This is a genomic window from Agromyces ramosus, from assembly GCF_030817175.1.
GTDB classification, from domain to species: domain Bacteria; phylum Actinomycetota; class Actinomycetes; order Actinomycetales; family Microbacteriaceae; genus Agromyces; species Agromyces ramosus_A.
Genome location: NZ_JAUSYY010000001.1, coordinates 3138958 through 3160323, shown reverse-complemented (window position 1 = coordinate 3160323; position 21366 = coordinate 3138958). Strand labels below are relative to the sequence as shown.

Here is a 21366-nt window from a genome sequence, read left to right as displayed (position 1 = left end):
TTCTTCGTCAGTCACACGATAGCGCGCAGACGCGCGACCGCCTCGATATGGTGCGTGTTCGGGAACAGGTCGAACGCGCGCAGCTCATCGAGTTCGTAGCCGCGTTCCCGGAACAGCCCCACGTCACGTGCCAGCGCGATTGGGTCGCACGCCACGTAGACGAGCTGTCGGGGGCGGAGCTCGGCGAGGCGCTCGACGACCGCCCGGCCGGCTCCGGAACGGGGCGGATCGAGCACGATCGTCGCGCTGCGGATCCGCTCCTGCTCGGCGGCACCGGCGGATGCGGCGGATGCGGCGAGCTCGTCGAGGTAGCGGTCGACCCTGGCCGTCACGGCTCGCGCGCCGACCCACTCGGCGAGGTTCGCGCCCGCGTGCTCGGTTGCGCGCGGGTCGGATTCCACGGTCGTGATGCGCACGGCATCGCCGAAGCGGTCGCCGACCGCGGCGGCGAGCAGGCCGACGCCGCCGTAGAGGTCGTGGTTCGCCGCGCGCGGGTCGAACAGCTCGCCGTCGATGAGCTCCTGCACCGCGCGGCTGAGGGTGGCGGCGGCGCCGCGGTGCACCTGCCAGAACCCGTCTCGGTCGAGCCGGAACCGTCGGTCGCCGACGCGCTCTTCGATGGTGGGGCGCGGGGCCTGCGGCATCCGCTCGCCTTCGACGACCACGACGGCGACGTCGCCGACGCTCGGGGCGATGAGGTCGACGGCGTGCGCTCCGGGGAACCGGTCGCCGAGCGGCGCGATGGCGCCGAGCTCGGGGACGGCGAGCGGCAGGGACGCCACGGGCACCACGGTGTGGCTGCGGGTCGCATAGGGGCCGATCGTGCCGTCAGCGGCCACGTGGAGCCGCACACGGGTGCGCCAGCCGGTGCCGTCGGTGTCGGATGCGCCCGGTGCGAGCTCGGAGTCGACGGCATGCACCTCCACCTCGCGTTCGACGCCGCCCATGCGTGCGAGCGCATCGCGGAGCACGTCGGCCTTGAGCTCGCGCTGCCGGTCGAGGCGGATGTGCCCGAACTCCGCGCCGCCGGCCCGGTGCTCGGGCGCCCGGTCGACGGATGCCTCGGCCCACACGTGCTCGCGCCGATCGGGCGACGCCTGCAGCACCTCGACCGTGTCGGCGCGCCAGAACCGGTCGTGTCCCTGGTCGACCACACGTGCCGCGACCCGCTCGCCGGGAACCGCATCGGCGACGAACACCACCCGGCCCTCGTGGTGGGCGACGAAGACGCCCCCGTGCGCCACGCGCTCGATCTCGAGCTCGAGCACAGGACCATCGGTGGCGGGCGGTTTCGGGGCGGGGCGGCGGGCCCCTGCGGGCCTGCGCGCACCGGGACGTCGCGGACGTCGGGATTCAGCCATGGTTCGAGCATTCCACAGCGCCGGCCAGGCGGGGCAGGATGGGTGGATGCGCCTCTATCTCGCCTCGACCTCGCCCGCCCGGCTCCAGACGCTTCGCGCGGCGGGCATCGAGCCCATCGCGGTCGCGCCGGGCGTCGACGAGGACGCGATGGTCGCAGCGCACGAGGCGGCATCCGGCCCGCTCGAGGCCCGCGAGCTGGTGCAGCTCCTCGCGCAGGCGAAGGCCGAGTCGATCGTGGGCACCGCTCCCGACGGCGAAGCCATCGACGGGCTCATCCTCGGCGGTGACTCGGCGTTCCTCGTCGGCGGCCGGATCCACGGTAAGCCGCACCGGCCCGAGATCGCGAAGGAGCGCTGGCTCGCGCAGAACGGCGGCGCCGGCGAGTTGTGGTCAGGTCACTGGCTGATCGACCACCGGGGCGGGCGCGTGCGCGCGGCCGTCGGACGCCCGGATGTCGCGACCGTGCGGTTCGCGCGCCTCGACGACACGGAGATCGACGCCTACATCGCCACGGGCGAGCCGCTTCTCGTCGCCGGCGCCTTCACGATCGACAGCCTCGGCGGCCCGTTCATCCGCTCGGTCGAGGGTGACCCGTCGACGGTCGTGGGGCTCTCGCTGTCGACGCTCCGCGAGCTCGTGCGCGAGCTCGGCGTGGGCTGGCCGTCGCTCTGGAATCGCGGGCGGTGAACCCGCCCGCTCGGCAGTGCTCGGTCCGGCGTCGTCCGGTCTGTTGTCGACGCCCGCAAGGGTCGTGCGGCTTTTTTGTGGAAGGCACCCAAATGGCGACCCCGCCCGACCAATAGGCTTAAGGATTATGCCGCGCATCACCAAGGTCCTCATCGCCAACCGTGGAGAGATCGCCGTTCGCGTCATCCGCGCCGCCCGTGACGCCGGCCTCGGCTCCGTCGCCGTCTACGCCGATCAAGACCGCGACGCGCGCCACGTGAAGCTCGCCGACGAGGCGTACGCCCTCGACGGCACCACGAGCGCCGAGACCTACCTCGTCATCGACAAGCTCCTCTCGGTCGCTCGCCGCTCGGGCGCCGACGCCGTGCACCCGGGCTACGGCTTCCTCGCCGAGAACTCCGACTTCGCCCGTGCGGTGATCGACGCCGGCCTCATCTGGATCGGCCCCTCGCCCGAGGCCATCGAACGCCTCGGCGACAAGGTCTCCGCCCGGCACGTGGCCGAGAAGGTCGGCGCGCCGCTCGCCCCCGGCACCCTGAACCCGGTGGCGGATGCCTCGGAGGTGCTCGAATTCGTCGACGTGCACGGCCTGCCTGTGGCGATCAAGGCGGCGTTCGGCGGCGGCGGCCGCGGCCTCAAGGTCGCCCGCACCCGCGACGAGGTGCCCGAGCTCTTCGACTCGGCCACCCGTGAGGCGGTCACCGCCTTCGGACGCGGCGAGTGCTTCGTCGAGAAGTACCTCGACAAGCCGCGACACGTCGAGACCCAGTGCCTCGCCGACCAGCACGGCAACGTCGTCGTCGTTTCGACGCGTGACTGCTCGCTGCAGCGTCGCCACCAGAAGCTCGTCGAGGAGGCGCCCGCGCCCTTCCTCACCGAAGAGCAGAACACTGCGCTCTACGAGTCGTCGAAGGCCATCCTCCGCGAGGTGGGCTACGTCGGCGCCGGCACGTGCGAGTTCCTCATCGGCCAAGACGGCACCGTGTCGTTCCTCGAGGTGAACACGCGCCTCCAGGTCGAGCATCCCGTCTCCGAAGAGGTCACCGGCATCGACCTCGTGCGCGAGCAGTTCCGCCTCGCCGAGGGCGGTGCGCTCGACTACGCCGACCCCGTCGCGACCGGCCATTCGATCGAGTTCCGCATCAACGGCGAAGACCCGGGCCGCGGCTTCCTGCCCTCGCCCGGACCGGTGCACGTGCTGCGCTTCCCCGGCGGACCCGGCGTGCGCGTCGACTCCGGCGTGACGACCGGCGACGAGATCTCGGGCGCGTTCGACTCGCTCCTCGCGAAGCTCATCGTCACGGGCTCGAGCCGCAAGGACGCGCTCGAGCGTGCCCGCCGCGCCCTCGACGAGTTCGAGGTCGCCGGGCTCCCCACGGTGCTGCCCTTCCATCGCGACATCGTGAACAACCCCGCGTTCGCGCCCGACGGCGACGAGCCGTTCTCCATCTACACCCGGTGGATCGAGACCGAATACGACAACCAGCTCGAGCCGTGGTCCGGCGAGATCGCCGAGATGAACGGACCCGACGCGCGCACGAGCGTCGTCGTGGAGGTCGCCGGCCGACGCGTGGAGGTGACGATGCCGAAGCGGCTCGCCGGCGGGGCATCCGCTGCACACACCGCCGGTCCCGCGCCCCGCCGGCGCACGGCCTCGCACTCGGTCGACACCGCCACCGGCGATGCCGTGAAGGCGCCGATGCAGGCGACCGTCGTGAAGGTGGCCGTCGCCGAGGGCGACAAGGTCGTCAAGGGCGACCTGGTGCTCGTGCTCGAGGCCATGAAGATGGAGCAGCCGATCCTCGCCCACAAAGACGGCGTCATCGGCATCATCAACGCCGAGGCCGGCGTCACCGTCTCGAGCGGGCACCTGCTCCTCGCGATCAACGACGCGTAGCTCAGACCGGCGGCGGCGCACCCTGCGGCGTCGGCACCTCGACCTCGCTGACCCCCTCGAGCCCGAGTCGCGAGCGACGCCGGCCGTAGATGAGGTAGATCACGATGCCGATCGCGAGCCACACGAGGAAGCGCACCCACGTGAGCGTCGTGAGGTTGAGCATCAGCCACAGGCACAGCACCGCCGAGAGGATCGGCAGCACGGGCGACCACGGAACGCGGAACCCGCGCGGCAGATCGGGCCGCGTGCGGCGCAGCACCACGATGCCGAGGCTCACCAGCACGAACGCCGAGAGCGTGCCGATGTTGATCATCTCCTCGAGGAGCCCCACGTCGGTGAACGCGGCAGTCAGCGCGACGACGGTGCCGCCGATGATCTGGATGCGGGCCGGCGTCTTGGTGTGCTCGGTCGTCTTCGACAGCCACCGCGGCAGGAGGCCGTCGCGGCTCAGCGCGAAGACGATGCGCGAGAGGCCGAGGAGCAGCACCATGATGACGGTGGTGAGGCCGGCCAACGCGCCGACCGAGATCACCGCCGACGCCCAGTCCTGCCCGATGAGGCGGAAGGCGGTCGCGAGCGACGGCGTCTCTTCAGCCGCGAGCTCCTTGTATGACACCATGCCGGTCATGACGATCGAGACGAGCACGTAGAGTGCCGTGACGATGCCGAGACCGAGGAATATGCCGCGCGGGAGGCGCTTCTGAGGCTCGTGCACCTCTTCGGCACTGGTCGCGACGACGTCGAAGCCGATGAACGCGAAGAACACGAGCGACGCCGCAGCGAGCATGCCGAAGATGCCGTATTGCGCCGGTGCCGCGCCGGTCGCCCACGAGAAGAGCGACTGCGCCCATGCGTCGCCGGAGCCGCCCTCGGTGGGCACCGACTCGGGGATGAACGGCACGTAGTTCGCGGCGTTGATGAAGAAGAAGCCCACGACGATCACGAACAGCACGATCGCGACCTTGATGAGCGTGAACACCGAGCCGACGCGTGCGGTGAGCTTCGTGCCGGCGACGAGCAGCGCAGTGAAGACCGCGACGATGAGGAAGGCGGGCCAGCTCACCTCGATGCCACCGATCTCGAGCACCGCCGGGAACGGAAGGCCGAAGGCCAGCAGGGCCTCACCGAGGTAGACGCCCCAGTACTTGGCGATGACGGCGGCGCCGGTGAACATCTCGAGGATGAGGTCCCAGCCGATGATCCAGGCGAGCAGTTCGCCCATGGTCGCGTAGGTGAAGGTGTAGGCGCTGCCCGCAACGGGCACGGTCGACGCGAACTCGGCGTAGCACATGATCGCGAGCCCGCACGTGACCGCGGCGAGGATGAACGAGACCGTCACGCTCGGACCGGCGAAGTTCGCCGCCGCCTGGGCGCCGACCGAGAAGATGCCGGCACCGACCGCGACGGCGATGCCCATGAGCGCGAGGTCCCAGGTGCCGAGTGAGCGCTTGAGGCTCCGCTCCACGTCGTGGGAGTCGGCGATCGACGCCTCGACTGATTTCACGCGCAGATTCATCTGTCCCCCAGGATGTCGGCGCTGACACGCAGCGCTGCGTCCCCTCAGCGTACGATGTGCATCGCCCTCGCGGCATCCGTCAATGAACCGCTGAGCGACGGGTAGACCGGGAACGCCTCGGCGAACTGGTCGACCGTGAGGCGGTGCTCGACGGCGAGCGCGAGCGGGAAGATGAGCTCGGAGGCCTTGGGCGCCACGATGACGCCGCCGATGATCGCACCCGAGCCACTCGAGGCGAAGAGCTTCACGAAGCCGTCGCGGATGCCCATCATCTTCGCGCGCGGGTTCGATGAGAGCGGCAGCTTGTAGACCACGCCGGGCACGACGCCGTCCTCGATCTCGTTCTCGGTCCAGCCGACCGTGGCGATCTCGGGCTGCGTGAAGATGTTCGAGGTGATGTTGCGCAGCTCGGGCGGGTTCACGATGTCGCCCATCGCGTGGAAGACGGCGGTGCGGCCCTGCATCGAGGCCACGGAGGCCAGCGGCAGGAACGTCGTGCAATCGCCCGCCGCGTAGATGTTGGGCATCGAGGTGCGCGCGACGCGGTTGACCCGGATGTGGCCGTCGTCGGAGAGCTGCACCCCCGCCTCCTCGAGGCCGAGGTCGGTCGTGTTCGGCACGGAGCCGACCGCCATGAGGCAGTGGCTGCCGCGCACCTCACGGCCGTCGGTGAGCGTCGCGACGACACTGTCGCCGTCGCGCACGACCGACTCGGCCCGCGACTTGTTCATGACCTTCATGCCGTTGCGCTTGAAGACCTTCTCGATGACGGATGCCGCGTCGGCGTCTTCACCCGGAAGCACCTGGTCGCGGCTCGAGATGAGGGTGACCTTCGCACCGAGTGCGCGATAGGCGGAGGCGAACTCGGCGCCGGTGACGCCGGATCCGACGACGATGAGGTGCTCGGGGATCTGCTGGAGGTGGTAGAGCTGGGTCCACGTGAGGATGCGCTCGCCGTCGGGCACGGCGGTCGGCAGCACCCGCGGCGACGCGCCCACCGAGAGCACGAGGGTGTCGGCCTCGATGCGGTCGAAGTCGGTGCCGCCCTTCGCGGTCGCGACGATGATCGCGTTCGCCCCGTCGAGCCGGCCCTCGCCCTGCACGAGGTGCACGCCGGCGTCGATGAGGTTCGTGCGCATGTCTTCGGACTGCTGGGCGGCGAGGCCGAGGAGCCGCTTGTTGACGGCGGCGAGGTTGATCGCGACCTCGGGCTTGACGGCCTTGTCGGCCTGGCCCTTCGCGTAGAACTGCACGCCGAGGTCGGCGGCCTCCTTCACGGCGTTCGACGCCTCGGCGGTCGCGATGAGCGACTTCGACGGCACGACGTCGGTGAGCACCGCGGAGCCGCCGACGCCGGCCCGTTCGATGAGCGTCACCTCCGCTCCGAGTTGCGCGCCGGCAAGCGCCGCCTCATATCCGCCTGGCCCGCCTCCGAGGATTGCAATGCGTTGCGTGCGTTCGAACTCGTAGGCCATGCTCACATTCTGGCCTAGGGCGGGAAAGGCCAGCAAACGAGCACGACCGCCCGAGGCATCCGGACGCATCATTAGAGTGGTGGGATGCACGATGCCAACCCGCTCGACGACCCGACCGCAGACCCGTTCGCCATCGCTGCCAAAGCGGCCGCGCGTATCGCAGACCTCACCGGCGTCGAACGCCACGACATCGCCCTCACGCTCGGCAGCGGCTGGGGTCGAGCGGCCGAGCTCATCGGCGAGACGACCCACACGATCGCGGCGACCGACGTGCCCGGCTTCTCCAAGCCCGCGCTCGAAGGTCATGTCGGCACCCTCCGCTCGGTGCTCCTGCCGAGCGGCAAGCGCGCACTCGTCATCGGCGCCCGCACGCACTACTACGAGGGCCACGGCGTTCGGCGGGTCGTGCACTCCGTGCGCACGGCGGCGGCGGCCGGCGCCACGACGATGGTCCTCACCAACGGCGCGGGCGGCATCAAGGAGCACTGGGCGCCCGGTACTCCCGTGCTCATCAGCGACCACATCAACCTCACCGCCGACTCGCCGCTCGAGGGCGCCACGTTCATCGACCTCACCGACCTCTACTCGCGTCGGCTCCGCGACCTCGCGCACTCGATCGCGCCCGGCCTCGACGAAGGCGTCTACTGCCAGTTCCGTGGTCCGCACTACGAGACCCCGGCCGAGGTGCAGATGGCCAAGACGATCGGCGGCCACATCGTCGGCATGTCGACGGCGCTCGAGGCGATCGCCGCCCGGCAGTCCGGCATGGAGGTGCTCGGCATGTCGCTGATCACGAACCTCGCCGCCGGCATCCAGGAATCGCCGCTCAGCCACGCAGAGGTCATCGAGGCCGGCCGCGAGGCGGAACCCGTCATCAGCGGCCTGCTCGCCAAGATCGTCGCGGCACTCTAGGAGCACGCATGTCGCAGCCCACCGATCCCAGCGACGCCGCACGCCTCGCCCTCGCCGAGGCGTGGATCGCCCAAGACCCCGACGCCGAGACCCGGGCTGAGCTCGCCTCGCTCATCGAGGGTGTGCGAGCCGGCGACACCGCGGCATCCGCTGAGCTCGCCGATCGCTTCGACGAACGGCTCGCCTTCGGCACCGCGGGCCTGCGCGGGGCGATCGCGGCCGGCCCGAACCGCATGAACCGAGTGCTCGTCGCGCAGGCCGCGGCCGGCCTCGCCGCCTACCTCGTCGAGCGCGCAGCGCCGGGCACCACGCCCTCGGTCGTGATCGGCTACGACGGCCGCAAGAACTCCGACGTGTTCGCTCGCGATTCCGCCGAGGTCATGGCGGGCGCCGGAGTGCGGGCGATCCTGCTCCCCCGGCTCCTGCCGACGCCGGTGCTGGCGTTCGCGGTCCGGCACCTCGACGTGTCGGCCGGGGTGATGGTCACGGCATCGCACAACCCGCCCAACGACAACGGCTACAAGGTCTACCTCGGCGGCGACGACCACGGCTCGCAGATCGTGGCGCCCGCCGACGCCGAGATCGCAGCACGCATCCTGCAAGTGGCCGAATCGAGCACCGTGCCCGAGCTGCCACGCGGCTCGTACGAGACGGCGCCCGAGTCGGTCGTCGACGAGTACGTCCGGCAGACCGCGCTCGCGGCCGACGCGCACACTACGCAGCCCCGGGTCGTCTACACCGCGATGCACGGCGTGGGCTGGGAGACGATGGCACGGGTGCTCGAAGCCGCGGGGTTCGCGACGCCGAGCCTCGTCGAGGAGCAGATCGCGCCCGATCCGGCCTTCCCGACCGTCGCCTTCCCGAACCCCGAGGAGCCCGGCGCGATGGACCTCAGCTTCGCCCGTGCCCGCGAGGTCGACGCCGAGCTCGTCGTCGCGAATGACCCCGACGCCGACCGGCTCGCGGTCGCGATCCCAGATGCCGCATCGGACGACGGCTACCGGCGGCTCACCGGCAACGAGGTCGGGCTGCTCCTCGGCTGGCAGGCCGCCCGCCGTGCTGCGGCCGTCACGGGCGACTCCGGGCCGAACGGCGCGCTCGCGTGCTCCATCGTCTCGTCGCCCGGGCTCGAGGCGATCGCCGACGCCTACGACCTCGACTTCGAGGCCACCCTCACCGGCTTCAAGTGGATCTCCCGCGCACCCGGCCTCGTGTTCGGCTTCGAGGAGGCGCTCGGCTACCTCGTGAACCCCGGCACCGTGCGCGACAAAGACGGCATCTCTGCGGCGCTCGCGTTCCTCTCGCTCGTCGCCGAGCTGCAGGCCGCCGGCCGCACGGTCGCCGACCACCTCGACGAGTTCGTCGAGCGGTTCGGATGTCACGACTCGGCGCAGGTCTCGATCCGCGTGACGGAGCTCGAACGCATCGGCGAGATCATGGCGCGCCTCCGGGCGGCGCCGCCCGCATCGGTGGGCGGCATCAGGGTCGAGCGCATCGAGGATCTCAGCGACGGCTTCGGCGGGCTTCCGCCCTCCGACGTGCTGCGCATCGTGCTCGAGGGCGGTGCGCGCGTGATGGTGCGGCCGAGCGGAACCGAGCCCAAGCTCAAGGTCTACATCGACGCGATGTCGGCCGACGGCACGGTCGAGGAACGTCGCGCAGCGGCATCCGCCGCCGTCTCGGCCCTCGAGGCGGGCATGCGCGAACTGGTCGCCTAGGCGACTCAGCCGAGCGACGCTTCGAGCTTCGCGCCGATCTCGTCGACGTCGAAGAAGTTCTCGACCTCGACGATCTCGGCGAAGCTGCGACCGATGGCCTGGCGCACGGCCGCCGACAGCTCGGTCGACGTGAGGATCACCTGCGCATCGGCAGCCGCGATCGCCACTCCGGCGAGGTCGCTCGCATCGACGTCGGCGATGAGCCCGAGCCGATCGAGCGCCCGCTCGGCGTTGACCTTGAGGATCGCCGACGTGCCGATGCCCACCCCGCAGACGGCGACGATTCTCATGCCTCGACCTCGGAGGGAGCGGCGGCGGCTTCCATGCCGAGCAGTGCGCGAACCTCGGCGGGCGTCGTCGCCCGGGCGATGCGGCCGACGATGCCGGCGTCGTTGAACGCGTTCGCGAGCTTCGCAACGGATGCCACGTGCTCTTCGGCGTTCGCGACCGCGAGTCCGACCACGACGCGAACCGGGTCGTTGTGCGGATGCCCGAACGGCACCGGGACGGCGAGGGTCACGACCGCGAGCCCCTCGTGACGCACATCGGAACCCGGACGGGCGTGTGCGAGCGCGAGCCCTGGCGCGATGACGATGTAGGCCCCGAATTCCTCGATGACGGCGATCATGCGGTCGGCGTACTCCGACCTCGTCGCCCCCGATCGTGTGAGGGCGCGCCCGGCTTCGCGCACAGCGCCGCGCCAGTCGTCGGCTCGTGCACCGAGGACGACCGCGGTGTCCGGCAGCGGCGGGATGGTGGTCATGGTCGGGTTCCGTTCAGGGGGCGGCGGTCGGGCGCACGGCGAGCGTGTCGTCGTTCGGGCGTCAGGCGTCGTCGAAGCCGTCTTGGATGCGCTCGGCGAGCTCTTCGCGATCGTCGAGCGGCAGGAAGGCCGATGCGGCGGCGTTGAGCTGGAACGTCTCGATGTCGTCGAGGTCGTACCCGAACGCGTCGCTGAGGAGCGCGAGCTCGCGACTGAGCGACGTGCCGCTCTGCAGGCGGTTGTCGGTGTTCACCGTGACACGGAACCCGAGCTGGTAGAGCAGGTCGAACGGGTGGTCGACGAGCTCGTCGCCCCACGCCGCGATCGCGCCGGTCTGCAGGTTCGACGACGGACTCGTCTCGAGGGCGATCTCCCGGTCGCGAACCCACTGCGCGACCGGACCGAGCGAGACGTAGGTGTTCTCGTCGTCTTGGCGCTCGATCAGCAGGTCTTCGGCGATGCGCACCCCGTGGCCGAGGCGGAGGGCCCGCCCGTCGAGCAGGGCGCTGCGGATGGAGTCGAGGCCGTCGGCCTCGCCCGCGTGGATCGTGACGGGAAGGAACTGGCCCGCAAGGAAGTCGAACGCCGTGCGATGACGACTTGGCAGGAAGCCCGCTTCGGCGCCTGCGATGTCGAAGCCCACCACACCGCGCTCGCGGTGGCGCACGGCGAGCTCGGCGATCTCGAGCGCGCGATCGGCGTGGCGCATGGCGGTGACGAGCTGACCGGCGCGGATGAAGCGGCCCTGGTGCCGAGCGTCGTCGACGCCCTGCTCGATGCCCGCCTGCACGGCCTCGACGGCCTCGTCGAGGCTCAGGCCCCGGGTGAGGTGCTGTTCGGGCGCCCACCGGATCTCACCGTAGATGACCCCGTCGGCGGCGAGGTCCTGCACGAACTCTCGAGCGATGCGGATCAGCCCAGCGCTGGTCTGCATGACCGCCGTCGTGAGGTCGAAGGTCTTCAGGTACTCGACGAGTGAGCCCGAGTTGGACTGAGCGGTGAACCACGCGCCGAGCGCTTCGGCGTCGGATGCCGGCACCTCGAGGCCGAGCTCGTCGGCCAGCTCGACGAGGGTCTGCGGGCGAAGCCCGCCGTCGAGGTGGTCGTGCAGCGAGATCTTCGGCAGGGCGAGGATGCTCGTGCCATCGCCCTCAAGGCGGTACTCCGTCGGAATCGTGTTCACGAGTCAACGATAGCGGCGCGCCACCCGCGAAGTCTCGGCATTCTCGAAGCTGGGGCACCCCCGTTCGATGCGCACCGCGCCGTGAGTTCCACGCTTCGGGGACTGTTGCCGGCCGAGCGGGCTAGCGACCGATGCGATCGGCGATGAGTGGTCCGCCGTCTTCGATGGCGTCGCCGGGGTCGCCGATGCGCCAGGCACCGTCGACCGCGTCGAGCGCCCGCGCGAAACGAGCCGGCTCGTCGGCGTGCAACGTGAACAGCGGCTCACCGGCACGCACGGCATCGCCGGGCTTCGCGTGCAGCTCGATGCCCGCGGCATGGTGCACCGGGTCCTCCTTGCGAGCACGACCTGCGCCGAGGCGCCACGCCGCGATGCCGAAGGGCAGCGCCTGCTGGTCGACGAGCACGCCGTCGCGATCGGCGGTGACCACGTGCTGCTCCTTCGCAACGGGGAGCGCGGCATCGGGATCGCCGCCCTGGGCGACCACAAAGCGACGCCACGTGTCCATGGCGCGACCATCGTCGAGCGCGGCCTCGACGTCGACGTCGCTGCGCCCGGCGAGTGCGAGCATCTCGCGGGCGAGTGCCACCGTGAGCGCACGGACATCCGACGGCCCGCCGCCGGCGAGCACCTCGACCGATTCGCGCACCTCGTTGGCGTTGCCGATGGTGAGCCCGAGCGGCACGTTCATGTTCGTGATGAGGGCGGAGGTCGCGACGCCGGCGTCTTCGCCGAGCTCGACCATCGTGCGCGCCAGCTCTCGCGAGCGGTCGATGTCGGTGAGGAAGGCGCCGGAGCCGAACTTGACGTCGAGCACGAGAGCGCCCGTGCCCTCGGCGATCTTCTTCGACATGATCGACGAGGCGATGAGCGGGATCGCCTCGACGGTGCCGGTGATGTCACGCAGCGCGTAGAGCTTCTTGTCGGCCGGGGCGAGGCCGGAGCCCGCCGCGCAGATGACGCCGCCGACGTCGCGCAGCTGCGCGAACATCTCGTCGTTCGTGAGGTCGGCGCGCCACCCGGGGATCGACTCGAGCTTGTCGAGCGTGCCACCCGTGTGGCCCAGACCACGACCCGACAGCTGCGGCACGGCGACCCCGAAGGTCGCGACGAGCGGCATGAGCGGCAGGGTGATCTTGTCGCCGACGCCGCCCGTGGAGTGCTTGTCGCTCGTGGGCTTGCCGAGGCCGGAGAAGTCCATGCGCTCGCCCGACGCGATCATCGCCATCGTCAGGTCGCGGATCTCGCGACGCGACATGCCGTTCAGGAAGATCGCCATGGTCATGGCCGACATCTGCTCGTCGGCGACGTAGCCGCGCGTGTACGCGTCGATGAGCCAGCGGATCTCGGCGGTGTCGAGCTCGTGGCCGTCGCGCTTGGCCCGGATCAGGTCGACGGCGTCGAACGCCTCGACCGCGCTCATGAGCCGGCTCCGCTGAACGCGGTGAGCTGGCGCGGGCCGAAGGCGTCGGGCAGCACCTCGTCGATGGTCTTGATGCCGGAGACCGTCTCGAGGAGCATCCCCTCTGCAGAGTGCTCGAAGAGCAGCTGGCGGCAGCGGCCGCACGGCATGAGCACGGCGCCGTGGCCGTCGACGCACGTGAACGCGACGAGCTTGCCCCCGCCCGACATCGTGAGCGCCGAGACGAGCGAGCACTCGGCGCAGAGGGTCACGCCGTACGACGCGTTCTCGACGTTGCATCCGCTCACGATGCGACCGTCGTCGACGATCGCCGCGGCGCCCACTGGGAACCCGGAGTACGGCGCATAGGCCTTCGCCATGGCTTCGCGGGCGCGGCCCCGAAGCTCGTTCCAGTCGATCGCATCCGTTGCGGTCATGGTGCTCCCCCGTTCGGGACGTGGCGGTTCAGGTGGTCGGATGTCGCGCCGCGCGTTGGTCAGGACTTGATGTACGGCTTGCCGGCGGCGGCGGGGCCGCGCACCTTGCCGACGAATCCGGCCACGGCGAAGATCGTGATGAGGTACGGCAGCATCAGCATGAACTCGCTCGGCACCGGTGAGCCGATGACGGAGAGCGTGTTCTGCAGGTTCGAGGCGAACCCGAAGAGGAGCGCCGCGAACGTCGCCTTGATCGGGTCCCATTGCCCGAAGATGACTGCGGCGAGGGCGATGAAGCCGGCGCCTGCCGTCATCTCTTTGTTGAAGGCACCGACCGAGCCGAGCGTGAAGAAGGCACCACCGACGCCGGCGATCGCGCCCGCGAGCGAGACATTCCAGAATCGGGTGCTGTTCACGTTGATGCCGACGGTGTCTGCGGCCTGCGGGTGCTCGCCCACGGAGCGGAGCCGAAGGCCCCAGCGCGTGTGGAAGAGCCCGATGTAGACGGCGGCGACCGCGATGTACATGAGGTAGACGATGATCGTCTGCCGGAAGAACATCGGGCCGATGAGCGGGATGTCGGCGAGCAGCGGGATCGGCAGCCGCTCGAGGCGAGGCGGCGAGTTCAGCGTCGAGGCATTCGGCGCGAGCACCTGCGAGAACAGGAAGCTCGTGAGGCCGATGACGAGCACGTTCAGTACGACACCGACGATGACCTGGTCGACAAAGTACTTGATCGAGAACGCGGCGAGCACGAAGGAGACGAGCACGCCGGCGACGGCGGCAGCGATGATGCCGACGATCTGGCCGAGGACCGCCTGCCCGATGGCGGATGCCACGACGGCCGACGTGAACGCCCCGGCGAGGAGCTGGCCCTCGATCGCGATGTTGACGACGCCGACGCGCTCGGAGATGACGCCGCAGAGCGCGCCGAAGATGAGGGGCACCGACAGGCTGAGCGCGCCGGCGAGGAGTCCGGGCACCGGGATGACGGGGGTGCTCGCGCCGGCGGCCGCCCACGTGAGGAATCCGACGAGGAACACCGCCGCGAACACGATCGTGAGCCAGAGCGGCACCGTGCGCCGCGCCCGGATGAGCAGGGCGCTCGCGACGGTGATGGCGGCGAGGAGCGCCATGACGACCCACCCGGTCACCTGCGACGACAGCACGACCTCGGGCAGCTGGAACGCGTCGCCCGCCGGGGACAGGCGGAACGTCGCCGAGGCGTCGGGTCCGGCGAAGACGAACAGGATGATCGTGAGGAGCGTGAAGATCGCGAACGCGATCGGCGCCTTCCAGCTGACGACGACGGTCGTGTCGAGGGACTGGGAGACGGGCGCATCGGGTGCGGTGCCGGTCACGGTGGTCATTTCGCCTTCACCTCTTTCGTGACGATCGGTCTCTGCCGCTTGGGCGCTGAGCCTGGGGCCGGCAGGCGGAAGATCGCGCGCACGAGCGGCGGCGCGGCGATGAACAGCACGATGAGCGACTGCACGACGAGCACGATGTCGATCGGCACGCCCTCGGCGGCCTGCATCGAGAAACCGCCGGCCTTGAACGCGCCGAACAGGATGCCCGCGGCGAAGATGCCCCACGGTGTCGAGCGCCCGAGCAGGGCCACGGTGATGGCATCGAACCCGATGCCGGCATCGATGCCGCTCGAGAAGCCCGTGGTCACGGTGCCGAGCACCTGGCTCACGCCGGCGAGACCGATGAGCGCCCCGGAGATGAGCATCGCGTAGACGTACATCGACTTGACGTTGATGCCCGAGACGCGGGCGGCGTTGGGGTTCTCGCCCACGGCGCGGAACTGGAAGCCGAGGCTCGAGCGATTGAGGATCCACCACACGAGCACGGTCGCGGCGACCGCGAGGATGAAGCCGAAGTGGAGGTTGAACTGCGGGCCGAGGAGCTCGGGAAAGATCGCCGTGTCCTTCATGGCCGGGGTCTTGGGGTTGTTCGATCCGGGCGCCTGGAGCAGGCCCGGCGTGCGGAGCATCCACGACACGAGGTAGAGGGCCACGTAGTTGAGCATGATCGTGACGATCACCTCGTGTGCGCCGGTGCGCGCCTTCAGGAGGCCGGCGATGCCCGCCCAGAGCGCCGCGCCGATCATTCCGGCGATGAGCGCGACGATCATGTGCAGGTACATCGGCAGGTCGACGGCGAAGCCGACCCAGCCGGCAGCGGATGCCGCGATGAGCATCTGGCCACGGCCACCGATGTTGAACATGCCCACGCGGAACGCGAGCCCGACGCCGAGGCCGGCGGCGATCAGCGGTGTTGCGAAGGTCAGCGTCTCGGTGAGCGGGCGGATGCCGGCGACGAAGTCGGGGCGGCGGAAATTGTAGATCGAGCCCTGGAAGAAGGCGACGTACGCGCCGGAGACCGACTCCCAGATGGCGATGAAGGTGTCGCCCGGCCGCGCGAAGAAATAGCCTGCGGCTTCTTGCACCCGCTCATCGGTGAAGGCGATCATGATCGCACCCACGATGAGTGCGAGCACCACGGCGAGCACCGAGATGATGGCGTTGCCCGTGGTGATCTCGCGCAACGCGATGGTCCAGCGCGACGGCTCTTCGGGTGTCGCGCCGGGAGCGGTCGTGCCCGGAGCGGTCGTGACCGGGGGTTCCGACTCGACCGAGGTCGCCGTCGAGGTCGACGCCCGGTCGGCCGAGGTGCCGGAAGCGTCGTCGATGGCGCCCGGCTGCTCGAGGCTCACGTCGGGATCGTTCGGGTCGCTCATGCGGCGGCTCCTTCGGCAGTCTCGCCGGCCATCATGAGGCCGAGCACGTCGCGGGAGGTGTTGCCGGGCACGATGCCGACGATGCGGCCCCGGTACATCACCATGATTCGGTCGGCGAGCGCAGTGACCTCGTCGAGCTCGGTGGACACGACCACGACCGGCACGCCAGAGTCGCGAGTCTCGACGATGCGCTTGTGGATGAACTCGATCGAGCCCACGTCGACGCCGCGCGTGGGCTGGGCGGCGACGAGCAGGCGAAGATCGCGGCTCAGCTCGCGCGCGAGCACGACCTTCTGCTGATTGCCACCGGAGAGCCGGCCGACCTTCGTGTCGATGCCGGGGGTGCGCACGTCGAATTCGGCGACCTTCTCCTCGGCGAACTGCTCGAGGAAGCCGCGCTGCAGGTTGCCGCCCTTGACGAACGGCGGACCGTCGGCGCGGTCGAGCATGAGGTTCTCGGCGACCGAGAACTCGCCGACGAGGCCGTCTTCCTTGCGGTCTTCGGGCACGAACCCGACGCCGGCGTTCAGGATCTTGCGCACGCTGGCACCGGTGAGCTGCTCGCCGTCGAGGACGACCGAGCCCTCGACGCGGGGCTGGAGTCCGAGGAGCGCCTCGGTGAGCTCCGTCTGCCCGTTGCCCTGCACCCCCGCCACCGCGAGGATCTCACCTCGACGGACCTCGAAGCTGACGTCGTTGACGACGAGGTGGCCGGTGTGGTCGATGACCGTGAGGTGCTCGACCACGAGGGCGGGATCGCCGAGCTTCGGCTCGTCTTTGTGGACCGTGAGCTCGACGGCGCGCCCGACCATGAGCGAGGCCAGCTCCGCGTTCGAGGCCGTCGGCGCCGCCTCGCCGACGACCTTGCCGAGCCGCACGACCGTGATGCGGTCGGCGACCTCACGCACCTCGCGGAGCTTGTGCGTGATGAAGACGATGGCGGTGCCCGACTGCTTCAACTGGCGCATGATCGCCATGAGCTCGTCGGTCTCCTGCGGCGTGAGCACCGCGGTCGGCTCGTCGAAGACGAGCACCCTCGCATCTCGGGAGAGCGCCTTGATGATCTCGACCCGCTGCTGCACGCCGACCGGCAGGTCGTCGACGAGCGCGTCGGGGTCGACGTGGAAGCCGAAGCGATCGGAGATCTCGCGCACCTTCTCGCGCGCGGCCGCGAGGTCGAGCCGCCCCCCGAAGGTCGTCTGCTCGTGGCCGAGCATGACGTTCTCGGCGACCGTGAAGACGGGGATGAGCATGAAGTGCTGGTGCACCATGCCGATGCCCGCGTTCATCGCGTCGCCCGGGCCGGCGAAGCGCTGCACCTCGTCGTCGAGCAGGATCTCGCCCTCGTCGGCCTGGTACAGGCCGTAGAGCACGTTCATCAGCGTCGACTTGCCTGCGCCGTTCTCGCCGAGCAGGCAATGGATCTCACCGGACTCGACGGTGAGATCGATGTGGTCATTGGCGACGAGGCTGCCGAATCGCTTCGTGATGCCGCGAAGTTCGAGCTTCATGCTCCCGATCCTACTGAGAAGGCTGCATCTGCTGGAGATGCTGCGCGAATGTTGGAGGTCCGCCGACCGCCGCGCTCAACTGCGGCGAGGCATGCCGTTCCGTGAACGAAGCGGGGAGGCCGGCTTGCGCCGACCTCCCCGTTTCATGCTGAACGACTATTCGGCGAGGTAGGACTCGACCACGATGTCGCCGGCGACGATCGCATCCTGCAGCTCGGTGAGCTTGTCAGCGAGCTCAGCCGGGACGCGGTCCTCCCAGTCGTGGAACGGAGCCAGGCTCACGCCCTCGTTCTCGAGGGTGCCCACGAACGGCGTCGGGTCGAACTCGCCGTTGCCGGCCTCGATGATCGCGTTGTAGGTACCGACGTCGATGCCCTTGCGGATCGAGGTGAGGAGCAGGTCGCCGACCGACGGGTCGGTCTCGTACACGTCGGCGTCGACGCCGAGGAGGGCGATCTCACGACCGGAGTCGCGGATGGCTGCCGCGGCGCTCTGGTAGATCGGGCCGCCGACAGGCAGGAGCACGTCGACGTTCTGGTCGATGAGGCCCTGGGCGATCTGGCGCGCGGTGTCGTTCGCCTCGAAGCCACCGGTGAAGGAGCCGTCTTGGTTGGCGCGGTCCCAGCCGAGGACCTTGACGGCCGTGCCGTTCTCCTCGTTGTAGTACTCGACGCCCTGGGCGAAGCCGTCCATGAAGATGGCGACGGTGGGGATGTTGATGCCGCCGAAGGTGCCGACGACGCCGGTCTGCGAGGTGCCGGCCGACAGGTAGCCCGCGAGGAACGCGGCCTGGGCGGTGTCGAAGATGATCGGCTTGATGTTCGGCGCGTCGGTGGTGCCGTCGAAGTCGGTGTCGACGGTGTCGTCGATCGAGATGTACTCGAGGTCGGGGTTCGCCTCAGCCGACTCGAGGGCGGCGGGAGCGAGCAGGAAGCCGACCGTCACGATCGTGTTGCAGCCCTGGTCGACGAGGTTCGTGAGGTTCGAGGCGTAGTCGGTCTCAGCGGCCGACTCGACCTCGTTGTACTCGACGCCGAGCTCGTCGGCAGCCTTCACGAGGCCCTCGAAGCCGAGCTGGTTGAAGGACTTGTCGTCGAAGCCGCCGGCGTCGGACACCATGCAGGGCAGGTAGTCGAGCGCTTCGCCGCCGCCGTCGCCGCCGTTGTCTTCGGGAGCTTGTGCGCATCCGGCGAGCAGTGCAGCTGCACCGAACATCGCGAGACCGCCGAGTGCGGCCTTCCTGGTCGTGACCTTCACAGTGTCCTCCAAAGTCTGCGCCCCGACTGTCTCGAGGCCCGTTCAGTCACGTTACCCAATGTTGCGAGTGGCGCTATCGCCTGAGGGCGCCGTGATAGGCAATGGTTATCAAGACGCGATGTTCTGCTCATATGAGCAGCCCCGACGCCCCTCGAACGGGGGCGGATGCAGCCGTGGTGGGCGGATGCAGCTGTCAGGGGCGGCTCGGCGACTCCACGACGATCTCGCTCGCGATGATCGCCTGGCGCAGCCCCTCGATCTCACCGTCGAGACTCGGCGTGACGAGCGCGGCGAGGTCGTGGTAGGGCGCGATCTCGACCCCGCCGTTCTCGAGGGTGCCAATGAAGGGCTCGTTCGTGAACGCGCCCTCCTGCACCTCGCCGACGATGCCGATCATGGCGTCCTGCGTGTTCTTCAGCACGCTCGTGAGCAGCACCGGCCGGAACTCGGCGGGCAGCGAGTCGTAGCCGTCGCTGTCTACCCAGATCACCGAGACTCCCCCGCGCTCGAGCGCGGCCGAGGCCGCACCCTCGCCGACCTGGCCCGCGACGGGGAGGATGACATCCGCACCCTGGTCGATGAATCCCTCGGTGAGGACCTTGCCCTTGTTGATGTCCTCGAAGTCGCCGGTGAAGGCTCCGTCTTGCTTCGCCTTGTCCCAGCCGAGCACGCGCACCTGCGCCGCGTGCACCTCGTTGTACTTCGCGACGCCGTCGACGAAGCCGTCCATGAAGAGGGTCACCGGCGGCTGGTTGCCGCCGCCGAAGGTGGCGACGACGCCGGTCTTCGAGACGCCTGCGGCGAGGTAGCCGGCGAGGTAGGCGGCCTGTGCCGTGTCGAACACCACGGACTTCACGTTCGGGGCGTCGACCGTCTCGTCGACGATCGCGAAGGAGAGGTCGGGATTCGAGCCGGCCTGATCGAGCGTCGCCTCGGCGAGCTCCCAGCCCACGGTGACGATGAGTTCGCAGCCCGAGTCGACCGCCTGCTGCACGTTCGGCGCGAGGTCGGTCTCACCCGTCGAAACGAGCGCCTCGGCCTCGACCCCGTACTCCTCCTCGGCCTGCTGCAGGCCCTCCCAGGTCGACTGGTTGAACGAGCGGTCTTCGAGCCCGCCCGAGTTCGTCACCATACGCACGCAGGCCTCGCCCGCCTCGCCGCCGTCGCCGGCGTCGGGGGCAGGGGCACAGGCGGCGAGTGCGACGGATGCCGCGACGAGCGCGACTCCGAACGCGATGCTTCGACGAACCGACATCCGAACCCTGCTTCCCCGTGCGCTCAGAGCACGTCGTTCGAGCCGCCGAGCCGGAGGGCGTCGACGACCGCCTTCACCCGTTGCGCGTGTTCGCTCGTGGTCACGAGGAGCGCATCGGGAGTGTCCACCACGACGATATCGTGCACGCCGATGAGACTGATGACCCGGTTCGAACGGCTCACGACGATGCCGCTCGAGGCGTCGGCGAGCACGCGCGCGTTCTCGCCGAGGATCGCGAGCTCGCCGCTGCGGCCGGCGGTGTTGAGCTTGGCCAGGGACGCGAAGTCGCCGACGTCGTCCCACGCGAAATGGCCGCGGATGACCGCGAGCCTCCCGGCAGCCGCTGCCGGCTCGGCGACCGAGTAGTCGATCGCGATCTTCTCGAGCTTCGGCCAGATGCGGTCGACCGCCGGCCCTCGGGTCGCCGGGTCGTCCCATGCCTCGGCCAGCTCGACGAGGCCCGCGTGGAGTTCGGGCTTGTTGCGTGCGATCTCGGCGAGCAGCTCGTCGGCGCGGGCGATGAACATGCCCGCGTTCCAGAGGTGCTTGCCGCCCGCGAGGTAGGCCTTCGCGGTCTCGAGGTCGGGCTTCTCGACGAAGCTCGAGACCGCCTCGGCGTGCTCGGCCCCCTCGATCTCGAGCGGCGCTCCGCACTCGATGTATCCGAAGCCGACCGCGGGCTCCGTGGGCGTGATGCCGATGGTCGCGATGTATCCGGCCTCGGCTGCCGCGAATGCCTGGGCGACGGCCTGTCGGAAAAGCGCCTCGCCCGAGATCACGTGGTCGGCCGCGAAGGAGCCGATGATGACGCCCGGCTCGCGCCGCTCGAGGATGGCGGCGGCGAGGCCGATCGCGGCGGTCGAGTCGCGCGGCTCGCTCTCGAGCACGACGTTGACGTCGGCGAGACCGGGCAGCTGGGCCTCGACCGCGGCGCGATGCGCCCGACCGGTGACGACCATGATGCGCTGGTCGCCCGACAACGGGGCGAGTCGATCCCAGGTGTCCTTCAAGAGCGTCTGCCCCGAGCCGGTGAGGTCGTGCAGGAACTTGGGGGCGTCCGCCCGGGAGAGCGGCCACAGGCGCGATCCCACGCCACCGGCGGGGATCACGCTGTAGAAGCGCTCGAGCGGGAACTGGGCGACTGACATGGGTTCGAGGATACTCGGCCGTCCCGCGACGGAGGCGGGCGGCATCCGGTATCTCGACATCGAGAGACTCAGGCAGGCCTGAGCGGCGGCCTCGATG

Annotated in this window: 18 protein-coding genes; 4 read left to right on the top strand and 14 right to left on the bottom strand. The window is 69.8% G+C overall.

Going from position 1 to position 21366, the window contains the following annotated elements; genetic code table 11:
• Positions 1 to 11: 11 nt before the first annotated feature.
• The gene (locus QFZ26_RS14770; protein WP_307043405.1) at positions 12 to 1268 is read right to left on the bottom strand and encodes a class I SAM-dependent RNA methyltransferase; all 1257 of its coding nucleotides are present in this window, start codon (positions 1266 to 1268) and stop codon (positions 12 to 14) included.
• Positions 1269 to 1407: 139 nt separating this feature from the next.
• Here QFZ26_RS14770 and QFZ26_RS14765 point away from each other — a divergent pair, with 139 nt between their 5' ends.
• Both QFZ26_RS14765 and QFZ26_RS14760 read left to right on the top strand, forming a co-directional pair.
• Positions 1408 to 2049 carry a Maf family protein gene (locus tag QFZ26_RS14765; protein ID WP_307043402.1) on the top strand — a complete coding sequence of 214 codons (642 nt, stop codon included), beginning with the start codon at positions 1408 to 1410 and terminating at the stop codon, positions 2047 to 2049.
• A 127-nt stretch (positions 2050 to 2176) separates the two neighbouring features.
• Positions 2177 to 3946: an acetyl/propionyl/methylcrotonyl-CoA carboxylase subunit alpha gene (locus tag QFZ26_RS14760; protein WP_307043400.1), complete on the top strand. Its 1770-nt coding sequence runs from the start codon at positions 2177 to 2179 to the stop codon at positions 3944 to 3946.
• A 1-nt stretch (position 3947) separates the two neighbouring features.
• On the opposite strand, the gene QFZ26_RS14755 is transcribed toward QFZ26_RS14760, so the two are convergent.
• Both QFZ26_RS14755 and QFZ26_RS14750 read right to left on the bottom strand, forming a co-directional pair.
• Positions 3948 to 5462 (bottom strand): APC family permease, encoded by a 1515-nt coding sequence (locus tag QFZ26_RS14755; protein WP_307043398.1) that lies wholly within the window; start codon positions 5460 to 5462, stop codon positions 3948 to 3950.
• A 44-nt stretch (positions 5463 to 5506) separates the two neighbouring features.
• Positions 5507 to 6937, bottom strand: a complete 1431-nt coding sequence (locus QFZ26_RS14750; RefSeq protein ID WP_307043396.1) for an NAD(P)H-quinone dehydrogenase — start codon at positions 6935 to 6937, stop codon at positions 5507 to 5509.
• Positions 6938 to 7021: 84 nt separating this feature from the next.
• Between QFZ26_RS14750 and QFZ26_RS14745 the strand changes: the two genes are divergently transcribed.
• Together QFZ26_RS14745 and QFZ26_RS14740 are read left to right on the top strand one after the other, a co-directional pair.
• Positions 7022 to 7849, top strand: coding sequence for a purine-nucleoside phosphorylase (locus QFZ26_RS14745; protein ID WP_307043394.1), 828 nt, complete (start codon positions 7022 to 7024; stop codon positions 7847 to 7849).
• An 8-nt stretch (positions 7850 to 7857) separates the two neighbouring features.
• On the top strand, positions 7858 to 9567 hold the full coding sequence (locus QFZ26_RS14740) for a phospho-sugar mutase (protein WP_307043393.1): 1710 nt from the start codon (positions 7858 to 7860) through the stop codon (positions 9565 to 9567).
• Between the two features lie 5 nt (positions 9568 to 9572).
• Here the strand turns inward: QFZ26_RS14740 and QFZ26_RS14735 are convergent, their stop codons facing one another.
• The 11 genes from QFZ26_RS14735 to QFZ26_RS14685 form a co-directional block, all read right to left on the bottom strand.
• Positions 9573 to 9857 (bottom strand): PTS sugar transporter subunit IIB, encoded by a 285-nt coding sequence (locus tag QFZ26_RS14735; RefSeq protein ID WP_307043391.1) that lies wholly within the window; start codon positions 9855 to 9857, stop codon positions 9573 to 9575.
• Positions 9854 to 10330 (bottom strand): PTS sugar transporter subunit IIA, encoded by a 477-nt coding sequence (locus tag QFZ26_RS14730; protein ID WP_307043390.1) that lies wholly within the window; start codon positions 10328 to 10330, stop codon positions 9854 to 9856. Before QFZ26_RS14730 ends, QFZ26_RS14735 begins: the two co-directional genes overlap by 4 nt.
• 61 nt (positions 10331 to 10391) lie before the next feature.
• On the bottom strand, positions 10392 to 11513 hold the full coding sequence (locus tag QFZ26_RS14725; RefSeq protein ID WP_373460725.1) for an adenosine deaminase: 1122 nt from the start codon (positions 11511 to 11513) through the stop codon (positions 10392 to 10394).
• 121 nt (positions 11514 to 11634) lie between these two features.
• The gene (locus QFZ26_RS14720) at positions 11635 to 12936 is read right to left on the bottom strand and encodes a thymidine phosphorylase (protein ID WP_307043388.1); all 1302 of its coding nucleotides are present in this window, start codon (positions 12934 to 12936) and stop codon (positions 11635 to 11637) included.
• Entirely contained in the window at positions 12933 to 13352 is a 420-nt protein-coding gene (locus tag QFZ26_RS14715; protein ID WP_307043386.1) for a cytidine deaminase, read from the bottom strand. The genes QFZ26_RS14720 and QFZ26_RS14715 overlap by 4 nt, the downstream gene beginning before the upstream one ends.
• Positions 13353 to 13411: 59 nt before the next feature.
• Positions 13412 to 14722, bottom strand: a complete 1311-nt coding sequence (locus tag QFZ26_RS14710) for an ABC transporter permease (protein WP_307043385.1) — start codon at positions 14720 to 14722, stop codon at positions 13412 to 13414.
• The gene (locus QFZ26_RS14705) at positions 14719 to 16098 is read right to left on the bottom strand and encodes an ABC transporter permease (protein ID WP_307043383.1); all 1380 of its coding nucleotides are present in this window, start codon (positions 16096 to 16098) and stop codon (positions 14719 to 14721) included. The genes QFZ26_RS14710 and QFZ26_RS14705 overlap by 4 nt, the downstream gene beginning before the upstream one ends.
• Entirely contained in the window at positions 16095 to 17609 is a 1515-nt protein-coding gene (locus tag QFZ26_RS14700; RefSeq protein ID WP_307043381.1) for an ABC transporter ATP-binding protein, read from the bottom strand. The genes QFZ26_RS14705 and QFZ26_RS14700 overlap by 4 nt, the downstream gene beginning before the upstream one ends.
• A 156-nt stretch (positions 17610 to 17765) precedes the next feature.
• Positions 17766 to 18866 carry a BMP family lipoprotein gene (locus QFZ26_RS14695; protein ID WP_307043379.1) on the bottom strand — a complete coding sequence of 367 codons (1101 nt, stop codon included), beginning with the start codon at positions 18864 to 18866 and terminating at the stop codon, positions 17766 to 17768.
• A 193-nt stretch (positions 18867 to 19059) separates the two neighbouring features.
• The gene (locus QFZ26_RS14690) at positions 19060 to 20121 is read right to left on the bottom strand and encodes a BMP family lipoprotein (RefSeq protein ID WP_307043377.1); all 1062 of its coding nucleotides are present in this window, start codon (positions 20119 to 20121) and stop codon (positions 19060 to 19062) included.
• 23 nt (positions 20122 to 20144) lie between these two features.
• Positions 20145 to 21269 carry a mannose-1-phosphate guanylyltransferase gene (locus tag QFZ26_RS14685; RefSeq protein ID WP_307043376.1) on the bottom strand — a complete coding sequence of 375 codons (1125 nt, stop codon included), beginning with the start codon at positions 21267 to 21269 and terminating at the stop codon, positions 20145 to 20147.
• Positions 21270 to 21366 lie beyond the last annotated feature (97 nt).